The sequence below is a fragment of the Microbacterium sp. GXS0129 genome (assembly GCF_044769785.1).
In the GTDB taxonomy this organism is placed as follows: domain Bacteria; phylum Actinomycetota; class Actinomycetes; order Actinomycetales; family Microbacteriaceae; genus Microbacterium; species Microbacterium nymphoidis.
In genome coordinates this window covers 20,296-41,943 of the sequence record NZ_JBIZVZ010000002.1, presented here as the reverse complement: position 1 = coordinate 41,943, position 21,648 = coordinate 20,296, and the positions used below count along the sequence as shown (strand labels likewise).

The window sequence follows — 21,648 nt, the reverse complement described above, 5'->3', positions numbered from 1 at the left end:
ATCAGCCGTTGCCGAGCATCTTCTGCAGCTCGGCCAGATCCTCCGCGGTCGGCGTCTTTCCGCCGCCCAGCCCGAAGCCGGAACCCGTGGGGGCCGCAGGAGACGCGGCGATCTCGGCCTGCTGCGCGGCGCGCTTTGCCGGGTTACCGGAGCGCGGAACGCCACCGCCCTTGCCCTTCTTGCCGCCGCGCTTGGCCGACGCACCCGGCTTACCGCCGGGGATCGGGCCCATGCCGGGGATGTTGGGCACACCGCCGCGGGCAACCGTCTTCATCATCTTGGCCGCCTGCTCGAAGCGCTGCACGAGCTGGTTCACATCGGTGACGGTCATGCCGGAACCACGAGCGATGCGCAGGCGACGCGAGCCGTTCAGCAGCTTGGTGTTTCGGCGCTCAGCAGGCGTCATCGAGCGGATGATCGCCTCGGTGCGTCCGATCTCGCTCTCGTCGAAATCCTCGAGCTGCTGCTTCATCGAGCCCATGCCCGGGAGCATCCCGAGCATCTTCTTCATCGAGCCCATCTTCTTGAGCTGCTGCATCTGCTCGAGGAAGTCCTCGAGGGTGAACTGCTCGGTGGCCAGCTTCTCGGCGACCTTGAGCGCCTCGGCTTCGTCGAACGCGGCCTGTGCCTGCTCGATCAGCGTGAGGATGTCACCGAGATCGAGGATGCGGCTGGCCATACGATCCGGGTGGAACGGCTCGACGTCATCGAGGCCTTCGCCGGTGGAGGCGAAGATGATGGGCCGGCCAGTGACCGACGCCACGGACAGCGCCGCGCCACCACGCGCGTCACCGTCGAGCTTGGAGAGCACGACACCCGTGAAGTCCACGCCTTCCTGGAAGGCCTTCGCCGTGTTGACGGCGTCCTGACCGATCATCGCGTCGATGACGAACAGCACCTCATCGGGCTGGATCTCGCGGCGGATGTCGGCCGCCTGCTTCATCAGCTCGGCATCGACGCCGAGACGTCCGGCCGTGTCGACGATCACCACGTCGTGCTGGTGGCGACGGGCGAACTCGACGCCGTCACGGGAGACCTTCACCGGGTCGCCGATGCCGTTGCCCGGCTCCGGCGCGAAGATGGTGGCCCCGGCGCGCTCGGCGACGACCTGGAGCTGGTTCACGGCGTTGGGACGCTGGAGGTCGGCTGCCACGAGGAGCGGCGTGTGGCCGTCCTTCTCCAGCATCTTCGCGAGCTTTCCGGCGAAAGTCGTCTTTCCGGAACCCTGCAGACCCGCGAGCATGATCACGGTGGGCGCGGTCTTGGCGAACTGCAGGCGACGCTGCTCGCCGCCGAGGATGCCGATGAGCTCCTCGTTGACGATCTGCACGACCTGCTGCGCCGGATTGAGGGCGCGGTTGACCTCGTCGCCGAGCGCGCGCTCGCGCACCTTGGCGGTGAACTCCTTCACGACCTCCAGGGCGACGTCCGCGTCGAGCAGGGCACGCCGGATCTCGCGAACGGTACCGTCCACGTCAGCGGGCGTGAGCTTGCCCTTGGTGCGCAGATTGCGGAAGGTCTCGGTGAGACGATCTGAGAGCGTGCCGAAAGTAGCCATGATGCTATGAGTTTACGCGAGGACTCAGCGGATCGTGGCCGCGCCGGGCATCGCGGCCACGATCGCCAGCGCCTCATCCAGCCGATCGGCCAGCGCCGTGCGTCCGGAGCCGTCCCGCGCCCACCGCTCCACGGCCGCGAGCACCGCGGAACCGTACGCGGAGCCGATCACCTGCGCTCGCAGGGGGGCCCAGCCAACGGCACGGAGTGCGGCCGTGACCGCCGCGCCGATCCGGGCTGCGCGGGCCGTGCCTTCCCGCTGGAGATCGGCGACGGCGCCCATGGCCTCATCGTTCGCGATCGCGAGCGCGAGGGAATCGGGCGCCAGCCCGTCGGAGAAGGCCGAGAGCGTGGCGACCACCTCGGCGGGGGTCCGCTGCAACCGGTCCTCGAGAGCCGCGATCGCGTCGTCCACGCCCGCCCACAGCACGTCGTGCTTGGAAGAGAAGTAGTTGAAGAAGCTGGACCGGCTCACGCCCGCACGAGCGGTGATGTCGGCCACATTCGTCGCCTCGTAGCCGCGTTCGAGAAACAGCTCGCACGCCGCCTCGGCGAGCGTCTCCCGCGACGACACGCGTGGTCGTCCCTGTCTGCTCTCCACACTCATCACCTCACTGTACCGAGACGCGCCCGATCGCACCCACGTCGCCCTGTGGCATTATTGGACGCAGTTCAATAACTGACCGCGAGGAGGATCAGATGGACGTGCATGTGGCGGGATTCGCCCCCGACGCTGTTCCGTACGCACAGGGGTGGGCGCTGCAGCGGATGATTCACGCGGAGGTGGTCGACGCCCGGCGTCCGGACACACTGATCCTCCTGGAGCACGAGGCGGTGTACACCGCCGGCAAGCGCACCGAGGCGCATGAGCGCCCGGACGACGGCACGCCGGTCATCGACGTGGACCGGGGCGGCAAGATCACCTGGCACGGGCCGGGCCAGCTGGTGGGATACCCGATCGTGCGCCTCCCCGACCCCGTGGACGTGGTGGAGCACGTGCGCGGGCTCGAGCGGCGCCTCATCGCGGCGCTGCGCGTGTTCGGCGTCGACGGCCGCCAGATCGAGGGACGCAGCGGAGTCTGGGTGAGCGAAGGCGGTCATGACGCGAAGGTCGCGGCGATCGGAGTGCGCGTGGAGCGAGGCGTGACCATGCACGGGTTCGCGATCAATGCCGACTGCGACCTGGAGGGGTTCGCCCACATCGTCCCGTGCGGAATCACGGATGCCGGCGTGACCAGCGTCAGCCGGATCACCGGTGGGCGCGTCGGCGTCCGCGACCTCGTCGCGCCCGTCCTGGCCTCCTTCGACGTGGACGTCACACCGGAGCTGCTGAAGACGGAGGTGGCGGCATGAGCGCGGCAGCCCCCGAGGGACGCAAGCTCCTCCGCTTGGAGATCCGCAACGCCGAGACGCCGATCGAGCGCAAGCCGGAGTGGATCCGTACGAAGGCCAGGACCGGCCCGGAGTATCTCGGGCTGCGATCGCTGGTGAAGGACGAGGGCCTGCACACGGTCTGCCAGGAAGCGGGCTGCCCCAACATCTACGAGTGCTGGGAGGACCGGGAGGCGACCTTCCTCATCGGCGGCTCCGACTGCACGCGTCGGTGCGACTTCTGTCAGATCTCCACCGGGAAGCCGGCCGAGTACGACACGGATGAACCACGCCGCGTGGCCGAGAGCGTCGCGAAGATGCAGCTGCGTTACGCCACCGTCACCTCCGTCGCCCGAGACGACCTCCCGGACGAGGGCGCCTGGCTCAACGCCGAGACCGTGCGTCGCATCCACCAGGACAACCCGGGTACGGGCGTCGAGCTCCTCGCCACCGACTTCTCCGGGCGTCCGGAGCTGCTCGACGAGGTGTTCGAGTCCCGCCCCGAGGTGTTCGCGCACAACGTGGAGACGGTACCCCGCGTGTTCAAGCGCATCCGGCCCGCGTTCCGCTATGAGCGCTCGCTCGGCGTCCTGACCCGTGCGCGAGCGGCGGGGCTGATCACCAAGTCCAACCTCATCCTGGGCATGGGCGAGACGGACGACGAGGTCAGCCAGGCGATGCGGAATCTGCACGATGCCGGCTGCGACATCCTGACCATCACCCAGTATCTGCGCCCCTCCCCACGCCACTTCCCGGTGGATCGATGGGTGAAGCCGGAGCGCTTCGTGGCGTTTCGCGAGGAGGCCGAGCAGATCGGGTTCCTCGGCGTGCTCGCCGGTCCGCTCGTGCGTTCGTCGTATCGCGCCGGCCGGCTGTGGGCGCGTTCCATGATCTCGAAGGGGCGCGACATCCCCGAGCAGCTGCGCCATCTGGCCGACGCGGACGAGTTCGCGCAGGCCGTCTGACGCACGAGGGGCCGCCCGAGCGATCGGGTGGCCCCTCGTCGCGGGTTCCGCCGCTCAGTCCGCGGAGGTCACCGAGAGAACCGACGCGTCGGAGGCGAGGTTGACCAGCAGCACGTCGTCCGTCGAGTCGGCATCCAGGGCATACTCGAGCACCGCGAACGGATCGGTGCCGCCGTGCTCGTCGGCGAGGATCGTGACGCTCATCAACCGCAGCGCCTTGATGATGTCGATGGCGGTGTCTCCCGACACATCGGTGAGGTAGTCCTCCAGATCGTCGCCGAGCGCTTCCTCCTGCGACACCACGTACTCGGTGACCTCACTGGTGCGATCCCCCAGCTGCCCCACCATTGCCTCACGGCAGCGGAGGTCAAGGTGCTCGAGCCCCGTGATCATCGCGGCGGCGATGTTGAGCGCGTCGGGCGCGACGTCGTTCTCGTCCGGAGCGGTGAGGTCGACGGTGACGGACTGGTCGCCGAATTCCACCGTCTCCGACCAGAAGATCGAGCCGTCTGGGCCCGATTCGAGCAATCCGAAGAAGTCGTGTTCGATCGCCATAGGGCTATGTAATCAGTCTCCGCGGGGCGAGGGAAGTCGCCACGGGCACGATCGTCGTCCTGCGCCGTGCGAAGGCGAAGCTCGGGCCCGACGCGAACGCACCCTGTGCCACGGCGGCCCGCTCCTCAGGAGACCAGTTGCTCGGCGAAGACGTGCGGCGTGAAGCCGGTGAGGTCGCCGATGCCCTCCCCCTGTCCGAGCAGCTTGACCGGGATTCCAGTGCGCTCCTGCACCGCGAGCACGAACCCGCCCTTCGCGGAGCCGTCGAGCTTCGTGAGCACCAGACCGGTGACGCCCGCATGCTGGAGGAAGGCCTCCGCCTGCATCACGCCGTTCTGCCCGGTGGTGGCGTCCAGCACCAGGAGCACCTCGCTGATGGGTGCCAGCTTCTCGACGACACGCTTGATCTTGCCCAGCTCGTCCATCAGGCCACCCTTGGTGTGCAGGCGCCCGGCGGTGTCGATCAGCACGATCTCCGTGCCGGTCTGCTGCGCGTACTGGATGGTCTGGAACGCGACCGAAGCGGGATCCTGTCCTTCCTGCTGGGGACGCACGATGGCCGCTCCCCCGCGCTCCGCCCAGGTGGCCAGCTGCTCGACGGCGGCCGCGCGGAAGGTGTCCGCCGCTCCGACCACGATCGAGCGCCCGTAGCGGCGCAGGAAGTTGGCGAATTTGCCGATGGTGGTGGTCTTGCCCACCCCGTTCACGCCCACGACGAGAACGATCGCCGGACGCTCGGTGAGCTTCAGCGTGGTGTCGAACTTCGCGAAGTGCTCTTCCAGCGTCTCCACCAGCATGCGCTGCAGATCCTTCGGATCCGTGGTGCGGAATCGGTCGACCTTCTCACGCAGTTCGTCGATGATGCGCTCGGTGATGTCTGGACCGAAGTCGGCGGTGATGAGCGCCGTCTCCATGTCCTCCCACGTCGTCTCGTCGATCGTCGGCTTGACGAAGATGCCGCGCAGTGCACGACCCAGGGACCACTTTTCAGCCATGGGTCCAGCCTACCGACCGGCCGGCGCGCCGCCGCCGCTACACGCGCGCCGCGCGGTCGCCGACACGCTGCCCCACCACGGCGGAGACGCCGTCCTGGCGCATGGAGACGCCGTACAGCGCGTCCGCGATCTCCATCGTCCGCTTCTGGTGCGTGATCACGATCAGCTGGCTGGACTCGCGCAACCGCTCGAAAACGCCGAGGAGCCTTCCCAGGTTCGCGTCATCCAGGGCCGCCTCGACCTCGTCGAGGATGTAGAAGGGGCTCGGGCGCGCCATGAAAATCGCGGTGAGCAGCGCCACGGCTGCCAGCGATCGCTCACCGCCGGACAGCAGGGACAGCCGCTCGATCTTCTTGCCCACCGGGCGCACCGACACCTCAATGCCAGTGGTCAGCATGTCACTCGGGTTGGTGAGCGTGATGGAGCCGGAGCCGCCCGGGAAGAGGATCGGGAACACCTCGTCGAAGGCCACACGGGTGTCCTCGAAGGCGCTCGCGAAGATGGTCTGCATGCGTTCGTCGAGTTCCGCGATGATCGTCATCAGGTCGGCACGCGTCTGGGTCAGGTCGTGGAGCTGCTCGGTGAGGAACTTGTGCCGTTGTTCGAGCGCGGCGAACTCCTCCAGCGCCAAGGGGTTCACCCGGCCGAGCTGTGCGAGCTTGCGCTCCGCCTCCTGCAGCCGCTTCTGCTGAGCACGTCGCTCGAACGGCACGGGTTCTGCCTCGTCGTCTGCCTCGTCGGGAATCGGCTGGTCCGGCCCGTACTCGGCGATCAGGACGTCCTCGTCCAATCCCAGCTCGCTCTGCACTCGTTCCAGGAGGCTCGTGACGTGCAGACGCTTCTCGTGCATCTGCAGTTCCAGGGAGTGGACGCTCTCCGTCAGCGCAGCCAGTCGATCGCGAACGCTCTTGTCCTGCGCACGGATCTCGATGAGCTCCTGTGACTGCGCCGCGCGCGCCGCCTCCGCCTCGGCGAGCGCGACCCGCGCTTCGGAGACCGAGCGGTCGACGGAGGACAGCACGTCGGGAAGTTCGTCGATCACCCCCTGCGCGGCCTCACGCTGTGCGCGCCGGATCACGGCGCGCCGCGCGGCTTCTGCCGCCGCTTCGCGCTCCTTCTCGCGTTGACGCTCCAGGCTGACCGCTCGCGTTTCGGCCGAGCGGACGCGCTCCCGGAGGGTCTCGATCTCCAGTCGCGTGCGCACCTCGTTCTCCCGGGCGGCATCCAGGGCGGCCAGCAGGCCGTCGCGCGCCGAGGCGTCGAGGATCGGACGGGGTGCCTCCAGGGCGCGGGTGAGCTCGGCGCTGGCCGTCTCCGACTTCGACTCGGCGTCCGCGACGGCGGCCTGCGCCTGCGCGAGCCCCGCCGCCAGGCGCTCCGTCTCGGCAGCAGCGGCCTCCAGGCGGGAAGTGACCTTGCTGATCCGTTCGGCGTGAGCCGCAACGGCCGCATCGAACTCCCGCAGCGTCTGGAGTGCGTCGCGGGAGGCACGACGCGCTCGTTCCAGCACGTCCAGGGCGTCCTCGCGTGCATCGCTGAGACTGTCGACGATCACGCGGACCTCCGCCAGGCGTTCCACCGCCGCGTCGCGCTCGGCGGCCAGCTCCAGGCGGCTGGTCTGCCCCGACCCCGCGCGCAGTGTGAACGGTGTCCACACCTCTCCGGCGCGGGTGACGATCGTCACCGGGATGTCGATGTCGGCCAGCGCCGGTGCGGCGGCGGCAGCGGCGTCCAGGTCATCGGCGATCAGAACGCTGCGCAGCAGCCCCACGATTCCCGGCGGCGCGGTGACGACCGTCACAGCCGGCACCGTTCCCGGCAGCTGCGGAAGCTCGAGAGCCGGCGCCGCGGCGTCCGCGATCGCGATGTCGACGACGCCGAGGTCCTCGCCGCGCACCGCGTCCGCCATGCGGAGCGCGTGGGAGCGCGACTCCACCAGCAGTCCCTCGGCCAGCGGCCCGAGAACCGCAGCGATCGCCGACTCGTACCCGGCCGTCACGCCGATGGCGTCGGAGACCAGTCCGCGCACACCGTCGCCCGCGGACTCGGCGAGCGCCCCGGCGGCGTTGCGCACGGCGAGCGCGGAACTCAGCGCGGACGCCTTCGCCGTCAGGGCCTCGGCCTCGCGCTCGGCGGCGTGCAGGCGCTCCCGGATGCCCTCCACCTCGCTCTCAGCGGCGGTGACGGCACGTTGCGCGTGTTCGTACGCCTCGGTGTGGGACGCCGTGGTCCCCTCTGGCGCCTCCTGATCGGCGAGCAGCTCCGCCGCCTCGGCTGCCTCGATGCGGCGGGCGTCGGCCGCATCCCAGGCGTTCTGCTGGCGAAGCACCGCACCTCGAACGGCAGCCAGCGCCGACGCGGCAGCCTCGGCCTGGCCACGCAGCTTAGTAATCCTCATATCGTGTTCGCTGACGAGGGCGCTCTGCTCGGCGATCTCCGCGTCCAGGGCATCCAGCTCCCCGCGCGCCCGCACGACGTCCGCCGCAGCCGCGGCCGCGGCTTCGCGGGCGTCGCCGAGGCCGGCGGCGATCTCGTCGATCTGGGACCGCGCCTCATCGATGTCGGCCTGGGTCACGCTCACACCGGGCTGAACATCATCGTCTGATCCGAGCAGCGCCAGTCGCTGGTTCGCCAGGGTGAACAGGCTCCGCAGTCGTTCCTGGGCTTGCTCGAGGCCGAACAGCACGCTGCGCGCGGCATCCACCTCCGTGGTGCTCTGCTGTTTCTCCAGCACCTCCATCCGGGCGCGAAGCCCGGCGGCCTGGTCCTGCAACAGCGCTCGCTCGGCGTGGCGTTCCTGCTCGTTCCGCGCGGCATCCGCGAGCGCCGTCCGCAGCCCCACCAGATCGTCCGCGAACAGCCGGGCCTTCGCATCACGCACCACCGCGGCGATCGTCGCGGCCTCGCGGGCGATCTCGGCCTGCTTGCCGAGCGGCTTCAGCTGGCGACGGATCTCTCCGGCCAGATCGCTGAGGCGGGTGAGGTTGGCTTCCATCGCGTCCAGCTTGCGAAGGGTCTTCTCCTTGCGGCGGCGGTGCTTGAGGATACCTGCCGCCTCCTCGATGAAGCCGCGCCGGTCCTCCGGCGTCGCCTGCAGCACCGTGTCCAGCCGGCCTTGCCCGACGATGACGTGCATCTCCCGGCCGAGGCCGGAATCGCTCAGCAGCTCCTGAACGTCCAGCAGACGTACGGACTCCCCGTTGATCGCGTACTCGCTGCTGCCGTTGCGAAACAGCGTGCGGGAGATGGTGACCTCGCTGTACTCGATGGGCAGGGCACCGTCGGCGTTGTCGATCGTGAGCGCGACCTCCGCTCGCCCCAGGGGGCCACGGGTCGAGGTCCCGGCGAAGATGACGTCCTCCATCTTCCCGCCGCGAAGGGTCTTCGCGCCCTGCTCCCCCATCACCCACGCGAGGGCGTCGACGACGTTGGACTTGCCCGAGCCGTTGGGGCCGACGATGGCAGTGACTCCGGGTTCGAGGGCGAAGGTGGTCGGTTGCGCGAACGACTTGAACCCCTTGAGCGTGAGGCTCTTCAGGTGCATCCGTGCCCTCCTGGCCGTTGACTTACCTGCCCACGTTACCGGATGCCCCCTCTCCCGCCCGAGAGGCGCGACACGCCGCGACACGCCCGGAATGTTGACTCGATCGCCGTTTCCGCGCTAGCGTCGCAACCCGAACGACGAAAGGAGGATGCCATGTTCATGAACAACCGTCTCGCAACCGCAGGCTACATCGCTGGCCGCGCCGCAGGCTTCAACGCATCCCTTCGTCGTGATCCCGGTCACGTCGGGGCGTAGCAGCGTCAGCCCGGAGTAGAGCCCCGCTCCTCCGATCGCCTCTTCCGACATCGCATCGACCCACGCATCAGCGCGGGTGAGCTGTCCCTCAGGACGCCCATCCGCACGCGTTCGCGACGTCTGGCTTCTCCGCCGCCCGACGAGTCATCGACTCGTCCGCTACTCATGCACCGCGCACCGGCGCCTGCCGAGCGCACTCAACGAAGGTCACTACCGTGAACACACTCCTCACCAGGCCCGACGGCCTGACCCACCCTCCTCAACAACTGCCGACGCCGCAGCGCCTGGCTCGTCTGGGGCTGGCCGACCGGCTCGCGTTGCGCATCGGCCTCTGGCTGATCCTGCGCGCCGAGACACCCAAGCCCACCAGCCGTCCGGGTGACCGCATCGACGCCATCCGCCAGGAGCACGAACTGCGCCTGCTGCGTGCTACCGCCTTCGGGCCGATCATCCGATAAGGAGCCGACATGACCACCATTCGCCAGATCCCCATCGCACCGGACGAGACCGCCGTCACCGGCGACATCGAAACCGCCACCGCGCTTCGCAATGCGGTGTACGCGATCCCGTCCGGCACCGATGAGGAAGACACCACGCCCGCGGCCTTCCTCCAGGAGTTCACCGGCACCACCCAGCTGCACCGCCTCTGGCTGTGCGAGCTGGGTGGCCGCCCGGTGGGCCTCGCGCGGATGCACGCTCCGGTCGAGGCGGGAGCGACATCGGTGTACACCGAGATCCTGCTGCTACCCGAGTTCGAAAGCCAGGGAATCGGGACCCTCGCGCTCCGCGTGATCGAGGACGAGGCTCGCAGCATGGGCCGTCTCACCCTGATCGGCGAGGCCGAGCACCTCCCTGATCCGACACTGCCACGGCTCACGCCCCCGACCGGTTTCGGATCGATCCCGGAGGACCACATCGCGAGGTTCCTCGCTGGGCGCGGCTGGAGTTTCGAGCAGGTCGAGCGCAAGAGCTCGTTCGACCTCACGGCGGACCTCGCCCCCGTGCGCGAGCACCAGGCGCGGGCTGCGACGGCCGCCGAGGGCTATGAGGTTCTCGCGTGGGACGACGCCACCCCGGCGGAGTTCCGCGAGCCGATGGCCCGGCTGCACGAGCGGATGTCTACCGACATCCCGACAGCAGCGCTCGAGCTGGTCCCCGAGAAGTGGAGTTCCGAGCGGATCATCCAGAAGGATGAACGGCGCGCGGCGTCGGGCGAGCGCACGCAAACGACCGTGGCGCGGCACATCGCCTCCGGCGAGCTCGTCGCGTTCAACGTGCTCTCCCGTGAGGCGTCCGACCCGGCGAGCACGACATTCCAGGGCGACACCCTGGTACATGGCGATCACCGCGGACACCGGCTCGGCATGCTCGTGAAGACGGCAGGCATCCTCCGCTGGCGCGAACAGAACCCGCACTCCACGCGCATCCTCACGTGGAACGCAGAGGAGAACCGGCCGATGCTCTCGATCAACGAAGAGCTCGGCTTCGTGCCGGCCGGCTACATCGGCGCGTGGCAGAAGCGGCTCACACCGTGAGGAAGCCCTCCGGCCCGTCTTTCGAGTACGAGCTCATCACCATCCCGGAATCGGTGGATGCACCCGACGCCGCCGGCTTCCTCGACTACTGCGACATCCGTATGCGGCAGCGTGTCGAGGAGGCCGGCGAGCGGGCGATCTCCCGCACTCCCGCGGAGGTGCTCGGCTGGTTCCTGGCGGACGCCGGCCGGGTCGCCTCCTTCACCTGGGTGATCCGTGAGGGCGCGGAGCTGATCGGTCGTGCCGGGCTCGCCATTGAGCTCGACACGGCCGAACGCGTTTCGCCCGTCGTCATCGAGATCTCCTCCGCGTATCGCGGTCGCGGTGCGGGGACGGAGATGGCGCGGATCATCCGCGACGCTGCGACCCGCGAAGGCGCCGGGACCCTCCGGGTCTGGAGCGAGCACGAAGCCGGATCGGGCGTCGATGCGGCCTCGGGGCACGGGTCCATCCCGTGCGACGACACAGCGCGCTTCATCCTCGCGCAGGGGTTCACTCTTCAGCAGGTGTACGTGCGCTCCGAACTGAACCTGCCGGAGTGCGTCGCCGCGATGTCGGCGATCCGCGCCGAGGCCGAGCGGCACACAGACGGATATCGCGTCGAGCAGTTCACCCTGCCGCTTCCCCGCGAGCGGGTCGCAGATTTTGCTCTGATGCGCGAGCGCATGAGCACCGATGCGCCGTACGGGAACCTCGCGGTCGGCGAACAGGTCTGGGACGAGCAGCGCGTGGCCGTCTGGGAGAGCATCCATCACGGCGACGGCTGGCAGACGCTGATCACGATGGCGATCGACGAATCCTCCGATCGCGCGGTTGCGATCAACGAACTGGGCTACCGCGAGGACTCGACCGAGGTGAGCCAGGGCGACACCCTCGTGCTCGCGGAGCACCGCGGTCATCGTCTCGGCACGCTCGTGAAGGCTGCAGGGGTGATGGGTCTGCATGAGCGGGCCCCGCACGCTGTCATCATCACCACTGAGAACGCCGCCGAGAACGTCCCGATGCTCGCGATCAACGACGTGCTGGGGTTCACACCGGTGAAGCTCAGCGCGGCCTGGGACCTCACGCTGAACTGACCGCCGACGCTCTCTCGCGCCCGTCAGCTCGGTGGGCACGCGTCCCGAGTGACATCGTCGAATCACCAGCGGCCGTGGATGTCACGCCAGGCCCACCTGCTGCGCACCCGCAGCGTGATCAGCCCTGCGGGATCTCTTCCCCGGTGACTGCGTCGAACACGCGGTAGGTGGACTGGTACTTCCCGGTGATGGACACGTTGAGTTCAAGCGCGCCGGCGCTCCTGCGCACCTGCACGTCGCTGATCTCCGCGTCCGGGGTCTCGCGGTAGATCCGCTGAGTGACCTCGCGGATGAGATCCGTGTCGATGTCGGCCGCGGAGAATCCTCCGTCGTCACTCCGCGTCGACGCCCACGGCTCATCCAGCCGCCCGTTGCGCACCGCATAGGTGTCCAAGCCGATCGGGTCGGTGTCGCTGTGGACGCCGAGGGAGATGAAGTCGGAGAAGACGACGATGTGCTGGAGCTCACGATCGCCCAGCTGCGCCTGGATGTCGGCCAGTTCGAGCGGCAGTCGTGCCGAGTCCCAGAGACCGTGCACTTGTCCCGACCAGCGCTGCGGCGTCTCGACGACGGCGACGGTGAGACGGTCCGCTCCGTTGAAGACGTACAGCAGCGATCCATACGCGCCTCCCGCAACGCACACCGCCACGAGGACAAGGTTCACGGCCCGGCGGGCCGGATGCATCGCGCGGCCCGCGCCCAGCACGACCTCCTCGCGGGTGTCTGCCGGAGGGGTATGCGTCGCAGCCAGGGCGGTGATCCGCCCGTACAGCTCCGGCGCGGTGCGGAGCGACTCGGCCCACTGGGGCGCCGGACGCAGATCGATCTTCGTCCCGGCATCGGTCGTGGCCGCGACGACGAAAGCGCCGGTCGCGAGATTCGGCAGGTCCCCCAGCGTGATGAACTGCGAGATGGTCTCCCGGTGCGGCTGCCCTGTGCGCGGGAACACCGTGATCTCGATCTCGAAGAGGTGGCGGAAGTTCTGCACCGTCACGCCGGCTTCACGCAGCGATTCGATCCGGGCGATCAGCCGCGGAGCATCCGCGGGAAGTGGTTCACCGGGCTTCGCCTTCGCCAGCTGGGCGATCGATTGGCCGGTGACGGTCTTCGCCCCCATCACCGCAGCGATCGGGCCGATCACGCTGGCGCCGATCGTGCCGGCGACGAACGGCAGCACGCTCGCTTCGCCCGCTCCCAGGATCAGCGAGATCCCGCCTGCGAGCAGGGCGCCCACGCTGCCCCAGAACAGCACGAGCAGAACGCGTCGCCCCCAACTCTTCATGCACTCAGCATAACGAGACGTCGTGTTCCCGCAGACGGGCCCTAGGGTGTGGGTATGGACGAGTACGAGGTCGACGCCGACGGATTCGTCTGCGTCGTTGCGCCCGATGGCTACAGCGGATTCGTGGACGAGGACTGGACGCTGCCAGATCTGCTGACGAAGTTCGCCGAGCAGATGAACGCCGGTTCACTGTTCGTGGCCTACCCGGGCGACGAGGCTGCGGATGCTGCGCTCACCGTCGACGCCGAGGAGGCGGAGAACGTGATCCGTCGCGCATACGGCGTCGTGCGCGTCGGCGACGGCGGACTGTGGCTCACCGACTACACGCAGCTCACGATGGCCGCGCAGTTCGCGGACGAGGGTCCGCTCGCCTCGTACGCGCATCGCCTCGACGTGGACCCCGGCACCTACCTGGTCGCGCTGGCGGAGACCGGTGACGGTGAGTACGCCCTCACCATCCGACCGCATCACGGGGAAGCCATCGTGCACGACGCCGTGCCCTGGTTCACGAACTGAGATCCCGAGTCTCGATACCCGTACCGGTTCCAGCGCGCGCTACGCTCACCGGATGGATGAGCAGTGGCGCGTCGAGTTCGATGCCGACGTCACCTTCGCGAACGGCGGTGGTCTGCAGACGCAGGGGTTCCGACTCGATATCGCGGGAGAGGACATCGATGACGCGGAGCTCACCGAGTACTTCGTGCACCGTCACCTGGGCCTCCTTCTCGTGGACACGGTGACGATCCGCCGCCGGCGCGTCTTCCGCGAAGCGCACACGGGCTCGCGCGGTGGTCCTTCCGATCCGGCACCGAAGGGTGAGACCGCCGCTTCGGGCTAGCATGGCCACAGGGGGAAGAATGACGGCTGATCACGATCGGCGCGCCGCGGGAGATCCGCGGACGCCACCACAACAGCTCGCAGACATCGCCACACGGCGCCGGGATCTGCACGCGGTCATCATGCGCAATCCTGCGGCGTATCCGCAGCTGCGGCAGTGGATCGCGTCGGTGAATCCGGCGGCGCTCTCATCACCGGGAACCCAGCCGAGGCCTGCGGACAGCCCACGACGGCCCGAACCGCGCCGAGCGCCGCAGATGCCGCCGTATGCGCGCCAGCCATCGCCCGCGCCGGTATCGCGTCCCGCGCAGCCCGGGCCGTATCCGCCCCCTGCAGCTGCGGCGGGATACCCCGCACCGCCGCCGCGCCGCCGACGCGGATGCTGGTTCGCCGGCTGCGGCTGTCTCGGCGTCGCCGGCTTCGTGATCGCGCTGGCGCTTGTGGTCAGCGGATTGGGCGGCGCGATCTCGGCCGGCGGATCACGCCCCACCGCTGCTCCCGCAATCACGACGACACCGCTTCCTCCGCCGGCCCCGTCTCCCACCCCGACGGCGGATCCCGAAGCGGATGCACTGGCCGAACAGCTCGCCGCGTTCGCCGCGGAGCGTGACGCCTACTACGCGCTGTACGGGGCCGTTGACGGCAATCCGGTCGCCGCGCTCGTTGCTCGCCCGAACGACTTCCGCTTCCTGGAACAGCGGGCGGCCGACCCCCTGCTCACCAGCACCGATGCTGCATCGCTCGTTCAGCAGGCCGTGCAACAGCGGCAGAATCTGCAGCAGCGCATCGATGCGGCCGCAGCCCGGCGCAATAACGACAGCGGCACGATCGCCGAGGACATCGTCGACAATGCCGGCAACGGCTTCATCGACATCCGGTGGGATGCCGGCGATGTCTGTCCCATTACCGACAACGGCGAATGGCGCACGCTCGGGTGCGTGAACGGCGATGACCTGCTGACGGTCCACCTCATGCCGGGCGATCAGTTCGCCAATGAGTGGTCGCTCCGGATGATCACCGTGCACGAACTGGCGCACGTCTATCAGGGCGCCGACGTCTACCGGTACGAGGACTACGTGGGAGAGACCGATCGCCTTCTCTCCGAGGGCTACTTCGAGGGTAGCCGCGAGAAGATGGCCGACTGCTACGCGCTGGACTACTACGGCGGATGGTCGCTGTGGTACGACAACTCGTACGTCGGATACGGCTATGTCTGTGGTGACGGCGAGCGCCAGGCGATTCGCGACTGGTTCGCGGCCCTCACCTCGCCGCTCCCCCGCGGTTAGTCGCCCGCCAGTCTCACACCGGACGACCGCGAGCGATGGAAGATCGATATCGCACCGTGGACGGCTCTCCCGCATGTGATTTCCATCTTTCACCGGCGGTCCCGCGTGCATGTCCGGCCGCGACGGCGCCCAATGAGACGTGACGGCAGAAGAATGGAGTCATGACCACAACCACAGTGAAGGCCTACGGTGCGGTGGATGCCACCGGCCCCCTCGTTGCACTGACGATCGAGCGGCGCGAAGTCGGCCCGCACGACGTGCTCATCGACATCGAGTACGCCGGTATCTGTCACTCCGACATCCATACGATCCGCGGGGACTGGGGGCCGATCACGTATCCACAGGTGGTGGGCCACGAGATCGTCGGGCGCGTCGCCGCGATCGGCAGCGCTGTCACTCGCCACCGCATCGGTGACCTCGTCGGCGTCGGATGCCAGTCCAACTCGTGTGGCGAATGCGCGCAGTGCGTGCAGGGCCACGACCAGTACTGCCTGGCCGGCAACACCCAGACCTACAACAGCATCGACCCGGCCGACGGCACGATCACCCAGGGCGGCTACTCGCAGGCCGTCGTCACCAACGAGGACTACGTGCTCGCGATCCCCGCCGGCCTCGACCCGGCGAAGACCGCCCCGCTGCTGTGCGCGGGGATCACGACCTACTCTCCGCTGCGCCACTGGAACGTTGGCCCCGGCACCCGGGTCGGAGTCGTGGGCATGGGCGGGCTCGGGCACATGGGTGTCAAGTTCGCCGCCGCGCTCGGTGCGGACGTCACGGTCCTCTCCCGCGGCACCGCCAAGCGCGAGGATGCCCTGGCCTTCGGCGCGCACCGATACGTCGACACGACGGATCGCGAGGCCATGCGGGAGCTGCGCGGCGGCCTCGACCTCATCATCAACACGGTCTCGGCAGGCATCGACATCCGGGTGTACCTCAGCCTCCTCGACGTCGACGGCACCCTGGTGGTCGTCGGCGCGCCGGCCGAGCCGTTCAGCGTTCCGGCATTCTCGCTGATCCCCGCGCGGCGTTCCATCGCCGGATCCACGACGGGAAGCATCACCGAGATCCAGGAGATGCTGGAGTTCTGCGCCGAGCACAGCATCCACCCCGAGACCGAGCTGGTCTCCGCCGATCAGATCAACGACGCCTGGGAGCGGGTGCTCTCCGCCGACGTGCGCTACCGCTTCGTCATCGACGCCAAGACGCTGTAAGCAGCCGTGGAAGACGGGGACGCCGCTCGGATTCGTTCCGGGCGGCGTTCCCGGCTCTCCGGTATTCAGCGCTTGCGCTGGCAGCGGGGGCAGAAGTGGCTGGAGCGATTGGTGAACGACACCCGCACGAGCGATGTGCCACAGCGATCGCACGGCTTGCCGTCGCGCCCGTATGCGTGCAGCGAGTGCGCGAAATAGCCCGCCTGCCCGTTCACGTTGACGTACTGGGCATCGAAGCTGGTGCCGCCCTCGGCGAGAGCCTTCTCCAGCACGGCGCGGACCTCGGCGAACAGGCGGTTCACGGCGCGGGTCGACAGAGCACTCGCGGGAGTCTCCGGGTGGATACGGGCGGCCCAGAGCGACTCGTCCGCATAGATGTTGCCGATTCCGCTGACCACGCCCTGGTCCAGGAGAACCCGCTTGATGGCCGAATCGGTACGGGCCAGACGCGCCCGCACCGGGGTGAGCGAGAATGCCTCGTCCATCGGATCCCGCGCGATATGCGAGACCTGCGTGGGAATCAGGGCGTCGTGTGCGCCCCAGCCGGCAGGAAGCGCGTCGGTCGTCGCCACGAGGTCATCGATGGCCAGCGAGCCGAACGTCCGCTGATCGGCGAACACCACGGCGAGTTCGCCGTGCTGCGGGTGATCCACGATGAGGCGGACCCGCTCGTGGCGTTCCGGGTGAGCATCGGGTTCGCGCAACAGCATCTGCCCGCTCATCCCGAGATGACCGACGACAGCCCGACCGGTCGCCAGCGGGAACCACAGGAACTTGCCCCGCCGCGCGGCACTCAGCACGGTGGCACCCCGCAGCTCCGCTTCGAAGGAGGCAGCGTCGCCGAGGTGACGAGTGAGCGCACGGTCATCCAGCACCGACACCCCGGTGATCGTCGCGCCCGTGAGCGCCGGCGACAGTCCGGCGCGGACGACCTCGACCTCGGGGAGCTCAGGCACGCTCGCTGAGGACGTGCCAGGCGGCGAGTGCCGCCGCCATCTCGGCCGTCTTCTTGCTGGTTCCGGTGCCGGTGGTGCAGATGTCATCGACGCACACCGTCGCGGTGAACCGGCGGTCGTGATCGGGGCCTTCGGCCTCGATGCTGTACACCGGCGCCGTCATGCCGAGCTTCGCGGCGACCTCCTGCAGGGCCGTCTTCGGATCCACCGCCGCGCCGTAGCGCTCGGGGTCAGCCAGCAGCGGCTCGATGATGCGGTGAACCAGTGCGGTCGCCTCGTCGGGACCTGCGGACAGGTACGTGGCGCCGATGATGGCCTCGGTGGTGTCGGCGAGGATCGAGTCCTTGTCGCGCCCGCCGGTCTGCTCCTCGCCGCGGCCGAGCTTCAGGAACTCGCCGATGCCCAGCGTGCGTGCGGCCTCCGCGAGAGCCACCGTCGAGACGACGCTCGCGCGTCGCTTCGCGAGGGAGCCCTCGTCGAGGTCGGGGTGGCGCGTGTACAGGAGTACGGTCGTCGCCTGACCCAGCACGGAGTCTCCGAGGAACTCCAGACGTTCGTTGTGCGGGATGCCCCCGCTCTCGTATGCATACGAGCGATGTGTCAGCGCAAGCGACAGAAGCTCGGCGTCGAGGACGACGCCGAGCTTCTGCATCAATGCGGTCAGTTCAGTCACTGTGCTTCCCGCGGTGAGGTGTCTCAGATGTCAGCGACCTTGCGGCCCTTGTACTCCAGGAACAGCTCGGTGCCCTGCGAGTCGGTGACGACCTTCGCCTGGTGCGGACGGCTGTAAACGACCTTGCCGTTCTCGATGGTCTTGACGAGCGTGGGGGCCTCGGCCTTCCACTGCGCGCGACGCGAACGGGTGTTGGAGCGGGAGACCTTCCGCTTCGGGGGGTTACCTGCCATGACTAGCTCTCTTCCGTGTTGCGCAGCTCGGAACCGGTCGTTCCGGCTGCCTGGTCTGTGAGTCCTTGAAGCGCAGCCCATCGGGGATCGATGGGGGCTGAGGAGTCTTCCGCCGACGCAGTCGTCAGCCGCTCGCCCGTGGCCGGATCAAGACCGGGGCAATCCGGCTGACACACCGGCTGAAATGGAAGCGACAGAACAATCGCATCCCTGACCGGAGTTTCAAGATCCACGTGGTTGTCTTGAACCTCGAAGTCAGTCTCTTCATCTCCAGAGTACGCGAAAAGCTCCTGGAACTCGACTTCGACACCCTGAGTGAACTCGGTGAGGCACCGGCTGCACTCCCCTTCCACGCTCGTGCGGATCTCCGCGGTCACGAGGATGCCCTCGTGGACGGACTCCAGACGCACGTCCAGGTCCAGCTCTTCACCCGCGGGGACGGCGATGAGTCCCTCCCCCCACTTCTCAGGGGCGGGAATGGTGAGCGTGAACTCGCGCATCTCTCCCGGCTGGTGCACGATATCGCGCACGGGAAGGGAGAACGGTCCGGGTCGGGTGGTCTTCACAACCGACCAGTCTACCGTGCGGGCAGGCCTCAGAGGTCGCGTGCGCCGGTGTCGAGGAACGCAGCGACGGCCGGCGGCACATACGCGGACACGTCGCCGCCGAGTCCTGCCACCTGGCGCACCAGCGAGCTGGACACCAGGGCATGCGCGGGGTCCGGGAGGAGGAACACCGTTTCGACGCCCGCGAGTCCGCGGTTCACGATCGCCATGGGCGTCTCGTACGCGACGTCGACCTGCGAGCGGATTCCCTTCACCAGCACTCCCGCATCGACCTCGACGCAGTAGTCCACCAGCAGCCCCATGCTCCACGAAGCCACCACGATGTTGCCCGCAAGCCCCGCGTCGCGAATCGACTGCTCCAGCAGACTCAGACGCTGTGCGATCGGCAGCATGGCGTGCTTCTCAGGGTTGTGGACGACGAGCACGTGAAGCTCGTCGTACAGCTCTGCGGCACGGGTGATCACATCGAGATGACCGAGCGTGGGCGGGTCGAAGGATCCGGGGACGACGGCGATCCTGCTGTTCATGCTCACAGCCTATGGGGTCAGCGCCGCGTGGCGGTCAGGATGCGAACGCCAGTTTCCCCCCGAGCGGACCGCGACGTCAGCTCTTGCCGAGCGCCGCGCGCTCCGCCTGAGTGACCCGGCGCGCGACCGCATCGGCGAGGGCCGGATGAGCGGCAAGCGTCGGATCCGCCTCCAGCAGCCGCTCTGCTTCTGCACGGGCGATGGCGATGGTGTCGGCGTCCTTCACCACGCGCAGCAGCTTCAGCGATGATCGGGCCCCGGATTGTGCGTCACCGAGCACGTCGCCCTCCCCGCGCAGCTCCAGGTCGACCTCGGCGAGCTCGAAGCCGTCGAGCGTCGCCGCAACCGCCTCCACGCGCGTGCGAGCGGGCGTACCGTCCTCCGCCTCCGTGACGAGCAGGCACAACCCCGGAACTCCCCCTCGTCCGACCCGTCCGCGCAACTGGTGCAACTGGGAGACGCCGAACCGGTCCGCCTCCAGGATGATCATGGTGGAGGCGTTGGGCACGTCCACGCCCACCTCGATGACGGTGGTGGCAACCAGCACGTCGATCTCGCCGGCGGCATAGGCCCGCATGATCGCGTCCTTCTCCTCGGAGTGCATCTTGCCGTGCAGCACCGCCACGCGGATGTCGGCGAACGACGGATGCACGGCGAGCATCTCGGCGACCTGCACCACGCCCCACCGCGGTCCGCTGGCTTCGCCCTCCACCGGAGGCGGCAGTTCGCCGTCCACCAGCTCCTTCTGGGCGTCGATCGCGGCGCACACGACGAAAACCTGGCGCCCCTGTGCCACCTCCTCGGCGGCACGCTCCCACACCCGGCCGAACCAGCTCGGTTTGTCGGCGAGCGGGGCGACGTGGGTGGTGATGCCCGCGCGGCCCGCGGGCATCGTGCGGATCGTCGAGACGTCGAGGTCGCCGAACACGGTCATCGCGACGGTGCGCGGGATCGGCGTGGCGGTGAGCACCAGCGCATGCGGCGCGGTGCCTTTCGCCCGCAGGGTCTCGCGCTGCTCGACGCCGAAGCGGTGCTGTTCGTCGACCACCACGAGTCCGAGCTCGGCGAACGTCGTGCTCTCGCTGAGCAGCGCGTGCGTTCCCACCACGATGCGCGCCTGGCCCGCCGCCACCCGCAACGCGGCCTTGCGGCGTTCGGCAGCCGGCATCTGACCGGTGAGGAGCGTGGGGATCAGCTCGGGCGCGAGCTGTGGCCCGAGCATCTTCGCGATGGAGCGGAGATGCTGGGCGGCCAGCACCTCCGTGGGCGCGATCAGGGCGGATTGCCCGCCGGTCTGTGCCACCTGCAGCATGGCTCGCAGCGCGACGAGCGTCTTTCCGGAGCCGACCTCGCCCTGCACGAGCCGGTTCATGGGCCACTCGCCCACGAGGTCCTCGGCGATGACGGCGCCCACCGCCTGCTGATCGGGGGTGAGCGTATACGGGAGCGCGGCGTCGAACCGCTCCAGCAGCGACCCCGCGGGCCGAGACACGGCGTGCAGCCGGCGGACCTCGGCGCGCTGCTGCAGAAGAGCGGTCTGCAGCAGGAGCGCCTCCTGCATCCGCAGCGTGTGGCGCGCGACGTGCGCCTGCGACACGGTCTCGGGCCGGTGCACGGCCTCGATCGCGTCGCGGGCGGGGATGCACTTGTGCGCCGCGGCGAACTCCGGCGGGAGCGGATCGGGTATCGGCCCGAGCCCATCGAGCACGGTCTCGATGGTCTTACGGATCTGCCAGCTGGGAAGCGCGGCCGTTGCCGGATAGATCGGGATGGGAGTGTTCGCCCAGCGGGCCGCGTCGACCGAGGCCGCGTCATCGAACAGCTCGTACTCGGGGTGCGCGAATTGCAGACCGCCCTTGTAGAGGCCCACCTTGCCGGCGAAGATCCCGCGCCTGCCGGGACGCAACTCGCCCTGGCGCCACGCCTGGTTGAAGAACGTGAGCGCCATCTCGCCGTTGCCGTCGCTGATCACGACTTCCAGAAGCGACCCGCGCCGGGCCTGCATCCGACGCTCGGAGACCTTTCGCACCTCCGCGACGATGGTCACCTGCTCGCCGATGGGGAGCGACCGGATGGGAGTCAGCTCGCCGTGACTGGCGTAGCGACGCGGATAGTGACCGATGAGGTCACCCACAGTGCGCATTTCGAACGCTTTCGCGAGCACGCCGGCGGTCTTGGCGCCGATCGCGCTGTCGAGGCTGGTGTCCACACCGAACTGCACCGC

General features: G+C 68.6%; 21 protein-coding genes. 9 read left to right on the top strand and 12 right to left on the bottom strand.

Annotated features, from left to right (window positions below; all coding sequences use genetic code 11):
* Position 1: 1 nt before the first annotated feature.
* Both ffh and ACIQJ5_RS06565 read right to left on the bottom strand, forming a co-directional pair.
* Positions 2-1,558 carry a signal recognition particle protein gene (ffh, locus tag ACIQJ5_RS06570; RefSeq protein WP_402842156.1) on the bottom strand — a complete coding sequence of 519 codons (1,557 nt, stop codon included), beginning with the start codon at positions 1,556-1,558 and terminating at the stop codon, positions 2-4.
* Between the two features lie 24 nt (positions 1,559-1,582).
* On the bottom strand, positions 1,583-2,164 hold the full coding sequence (locus ACIQJ5_RS06565; protein ID WP_402842153.1) for a TetR/AcrR family transcriptional regulator: 582 nt from the start codon (positions 2,162-2,164) through the stop codon (positions 1,583-1,585).
* A gap of 92 nt (positions 2,165-2,256) precedes the next feature.
* On the opposite strand from ACIQJ5_RS06565, the gene lipB reads away from it, so the two are divergent.
* Positions 2,257-2,910 carry a lipoyl(octanoyl) transferase LipB gene (gene lipB, locus ACIQJ5_RS06560; RefSeq protein ID WP_231089877.1) on the top strand — a complete coding sequence of 218 codons (654 nt, stop codon included), beginning with the start codon at positions 2,257-2,259 and terminating at the stop codon, positions 2,908-2,910.
* Entirely contained in the window at positions 2,907-3,893 is a 987-nt protein-coding gene (gene lipA, locus ACIQJ5_RS06555) for a lipoyl synthase (RefSeq protein WP_402842149.1), read from the top strand. Before lipB ends, lipA begins: the two co-directional genes overlap by 4 nt.
* Positions 3,894-3,947: 54 nt before the next feature.
* Here lipA and ACIQJ5_RS06550 read toward each other — a convergent pair whose 3' ends face one another.
* The 3 genes from ACIQJ5_RS06550 to smc form a co-directional block, all read right to left on the bottom strand.
* Positions 3,948-4,448 carry a DUF2004 domain-containing protein gene (locus ACIQJ5_RS06550; protein WP_231089875.1) on the bottom strand — a complete coding sequence of 167 codons (501 nt, stop codon included), beginning with the start codon at positions 4,446-4,448 and terminating at the stop codon, positions 3,948-3,950.
* A gap of 125 nt (positions 4,449-4,573) precedes the next feature.
* A complete protein-coding gene (ftsY, locus tag ACIQJ5_RS06545; protein WP_231089874.1) occupies positions 4,574-5,443 on the bottom strand; it encodes a signal recognition particle-docking protein FtsY in 870 nt (289 codons plus the stop codon).
* A 37-nt stretch (positions 5,444-5,480) separates the two neighbouring features.
* A complete protein-coding gene (gene smc, locus ACIQJ5_RS06540; RefSeq protein ID WP_231089873.1) occupies positions 5,481-8,987 on the bottom strand; it encodes a chromosome segregation protein SMC in 3,507 nt (1,168 codons plus the stop codon).
* Positions 8,988-9,457: 470 nt separating this feature from the next.
* Between smc and ACIQJ5_RS06535 the strand changes: the two genes are divergently transcribed.
* From ACIQJ5_RS06535 to ACIQJ5_RS06525, 3 genes are read left to right on the top strand one after another with little or no spacing between them, the layout of a single operon-like run.
* A complete protein-coding gene (locus ACIQJ5_RS06535) occupies positions 9,458-9,700 on the top strand; it encodes a hypothetical protein (protein WP_231089872.1) in 243 nt (80 codons plus the stop codon).
* 9 nt (positions 9,701-9,709) lie between these two features.
* A complete protein-coding gene (locus tag ACIQJ5_RS06530) occupies positions 9,710-10,777 on the top strand; it encodes a GNAT family N-acetyltransferase (protein WP_231089871.1) in 1,068 nt (355 codons plus the stop codon).
* The gene (locus ACIQJ5_RS06525) at positions 10,774-11,853 is read left to right on the top strand and encodes a GNAT family N-acetyltransferase (RefSeq protein WP_402842142.1); all 1,080 of its coding nucleotides are present in this window, start codon (positions 10,774-10,776) and stop codon (positions 11,851-11,853) included. Before ACIQJ5_RS06530 ends, ACIQJ5_RS06525 begins: the two co-directional genes overlap by 4 nt.
* A gap of 118 nt (positions 11,854-11,971) precedes the next feature.
* Here the strand turns inward: ACIQJ5_RS06525 and ACIQJ5_RS06520 are convergent, their stop codons facing one another.
* On the bottom strand, positions 11,972-13,135 hold the full coding sequence (locus ACIQJ5_RS06520; RefSeq protein WP_402842139.1) for a hypothetical protein: 1,164 nt from the start codon (positions 13,133-13,135) through the stop codon (positions 11,972-11,974).
* 54 nt (positions 13,136-13,189) lie between these two features.
* Here ACIQJ5_RS06520 and ACIQJ5_RS06515 point away from each other — a divergent pair, with 54 nt between their 5' ends.
* From ACIQJ5_RS06515 to ACIQJ5_RS06500, 4 genes are all read left to right on the top strand, one after another.
* Positions 13,190-13,651, top strand: coding sequence for a hypothetical protein (locus ACIQJ5_RS06515; protein WP_231089868.1), 462 nt, complete (start codon positions 13,190-13,192; stop codon positions 13,649-13,651).
* A 52-nt stretch (positions 13,652-13,703) separates the two neighbouring features.
* A complete protein-coding gene (locus tag ACIQJ5_RS06510) occupies positions 13,704-13,973 on the top strand; it encodes a hypothetical protein (RefSeq protein ID WP_231089867.1) in 270 nt (89 codons plus the stop codon).
* A 19-nt stretch (positions 13,974-13,992) separates the two neighbouring features.
* Positions 13,993-15,258: a hypothetical protein gene (locus tag ACIQJ5_RS06505; RefSeq protein ID WP_402842135.1), complete on the top strand. Its 1,266-nt coding sequence runs from the start codon at positions 13,993-13,995 to the stop codon at positions 15,256-15,258.
* A gap of 161 nt (positions 15,259-15,419) precedes the next feature.
* Entirely contained in the window at positions 15,420-16,469 is a 1,050-nt protein-coding gene (locus ACIQJ5_RS06500; protein WP_231089865.1) for an NAD(P)-dependent alcohol dehydrogenase, read from the top strand.
* A gap of 65 nt (positions 16,470-16,534) precedes the next feature.
* Here ACIQJ5_RS06500 and mutM read toward each other — a convergent pair whose 3' ends face one another.
* From mutM to ACIQJ5_RS06470, 6 genes are all read right to left on the bottom strand, one after another.
* Complete coding sequence (mutM, locus tag ACIQJ5_RS06495) at positions 16,535-17,425, bottom strand: bifunctional DNA-formamidopyrimidine glycosylase/DNA-(apurinic or apyrimidinic site) lyase (RefSeq protein ID WP_231089864.1); 891 nt, start codon at positions 17,423-17,425, stop codon at positions 16,535-16,537.
* Positions 17,418-18,077, bottom strand: a complete 660-nt coding sequence (gene rnc, locus ACIQJ5_RS06490) for a ribonuclease III (RefSeq protein ID WP_231091352.1) — start codon at positions 18,075-18,077, stop codon at positions 17,418-17,420. Before rnc ends, mutM begins: the two co-directional genes overlap by 8 nt.
* Before the next feature lie 44 nt (positions 18,078-18,121).
* Positions 18,122-18,331 (bottom strand): 50S ribosomal protein L32, encoded by a 210-nt coding sequence (gene rpmF / locus ACIQJ5_RS06485; protein WP_018188062.1) that lies wholly within the window; start codon positions 18,329-18,331, stop codon positions 18,122-18,124.
* A gap of 2 nt (positions 18,332-18,333) precedes the next feature.
* Positions 18,334-18,831: a DUF177 domain-containing protein gene (locus ACIQJ5_RS06480; RefSeq protein WP_231089863.1), complete on the bottom strand. Its 498-nt coding sequence runs from the start codon at positions 18,829-18,831 to the stop codon at positions 18,334-18,336.
* A 95-nt stretch (positions 18,832-18,926) separates the two neighbouring features.
* Entirely contained in the window at positions 18,927-19,424 is a 498-nt protein-coding gene (gene coaD, locus ACIQJ5_RS06475; protein WP_231089862.1) for a pantetheine-phosphate adenylyltransferase, read from the bottom strand.
* 76 nt (positions 19,425-19,500) lie between these two features.
* A complete protein-coding gene (locus tag ACIQJ5_RS06470; RefSeq protein WP_402842128.1) occupies positions 19,501-21,645 on the bottom strand; it encodes an ATP-dependent DNA helicase RecG in 2,145 nt (714 codons plus the stop codon).
* Positions 21,646-21,648 lie beyond the last annotated feature (3 nt).

Bases quoted from the DNA above. Each gene is read 5' to 3' on its own strand.
- ffh (WP_402842156.1), bottom strand. From the start codon at position 1,558: ATGGCTACTTTCGGCACGCTCTCAGATCGTCTCACCGAGACCTTCCGC.
- ACIQJ5_RS06565 (WP_402842153.1), bottom strand. From the start codon at position 2,164: ATGAGTGTGGAGAGCAGACAGGGACGACCACGCGTGTCGTCGCGGGAG.
- lipB (WP_231089877.1), top strand. From the start codon at position 2,257: ATGGACGTGCATGTGGCGGGATTCGCCCCCGACGCTGTTCCGTACGCA.
- lipA (WP_402842149.1), top strand. From the start codon at position 2,907: ATGAGCGCGGCAGCCCCCGAGGGACGCAAGCTCCTCCGCTTGGAGATC.
- ACIQJ5_RS06550 (WP_231089875.1), bottom strand. From the start codon at position 4,448: ATGGCGATCGAACACGACTTCTTCGGATTGCTCGAATCGGGCCCAGAC.
- ftsY (WP_231089874.1), bottom strand. From the start codon at position 5,443: ATGGCTGAAAAGTGGTCCCTGGGTCGTGCACTGCGCGGCATCTTCGTC.
- smc (WP_231089873.1), bottom strand. From the start codon at position 8,987: ATGCACCTGAAGAGCCTCACGCTCAAGGGGTTCAAGTCGTTCGCGCAA.
- ACIQJ5_RS06530 (WP_231089871.1), top strand. From the start codon at position 9,710: ATGACCACCATTCGCCAGATCCCCATCGCACCGGACGAGACCGCCGTC.
- ACIQJ5_RS06520 (WP_402842139.1), bottom strand. From the start codon at position 13,135: ATGAAGAGTTGGGGGCGACGCGTTCTGCTCGTGCTGTTCTGGGGCAGC.
- ACIQJ5_RS06515 (WP_231089868.1), top strand. From the start codon at position 13,190: ATGGACGAGTACGAGGTCGACGCCGACGGATTCGTCTGCGTCGTTGCG.
- ACIQJ5_RS06510 (WP_231089867.1), top strand. From the start codon at position 13,704: ATGGATGAGCAGTGGCGCGTCGAGTTCGATGCCGACGTCACCTTCGCG.
- ACIQJ5_RS06505 (WP_402842135.1), top strand. From the start codon at position 13,993: ATGACGGCTGATCACGATCGGCGCGCCGCGGGAGATCCGCGGACGCCA.
- ACIQJ5_RS06500 (WP_231089865.1), top strand. From the start codon at position 15,420: ATGACCACAACCACAGTGAAGGCCTACGGTGCGGTGGATGCCACCGGC.
- rnc (WP_231091352.1), bottom strand. From the start codon at position 18,077: ATGCAGAAGCTCGGCGTCGTCCTCGACGCCGAGCTTCTGTCGCTTGCG.
- rpmF (WP_018188062.1), bottom strand. From the start codon at position 18,331: ATGGCAGGTAACCCCCCGAAGCGGAAGGTCTCCCGCTCCAACACCCGT.
- ACIQJ5_RS06480 (WP_231089863.1), bottom strand. From the start codon at position 18,831: ATGCGCGAGTTCACGCTCACCATTCCCGCCCCTGAGAAGTGGGGGGAG.
- coaD (WP_231089862.1), bottom strand. From the start codon at position 19,424: ATGAACAGCAGGATCGCCGTCGTCCCCGGATCCTTCGACCCGCCCACG.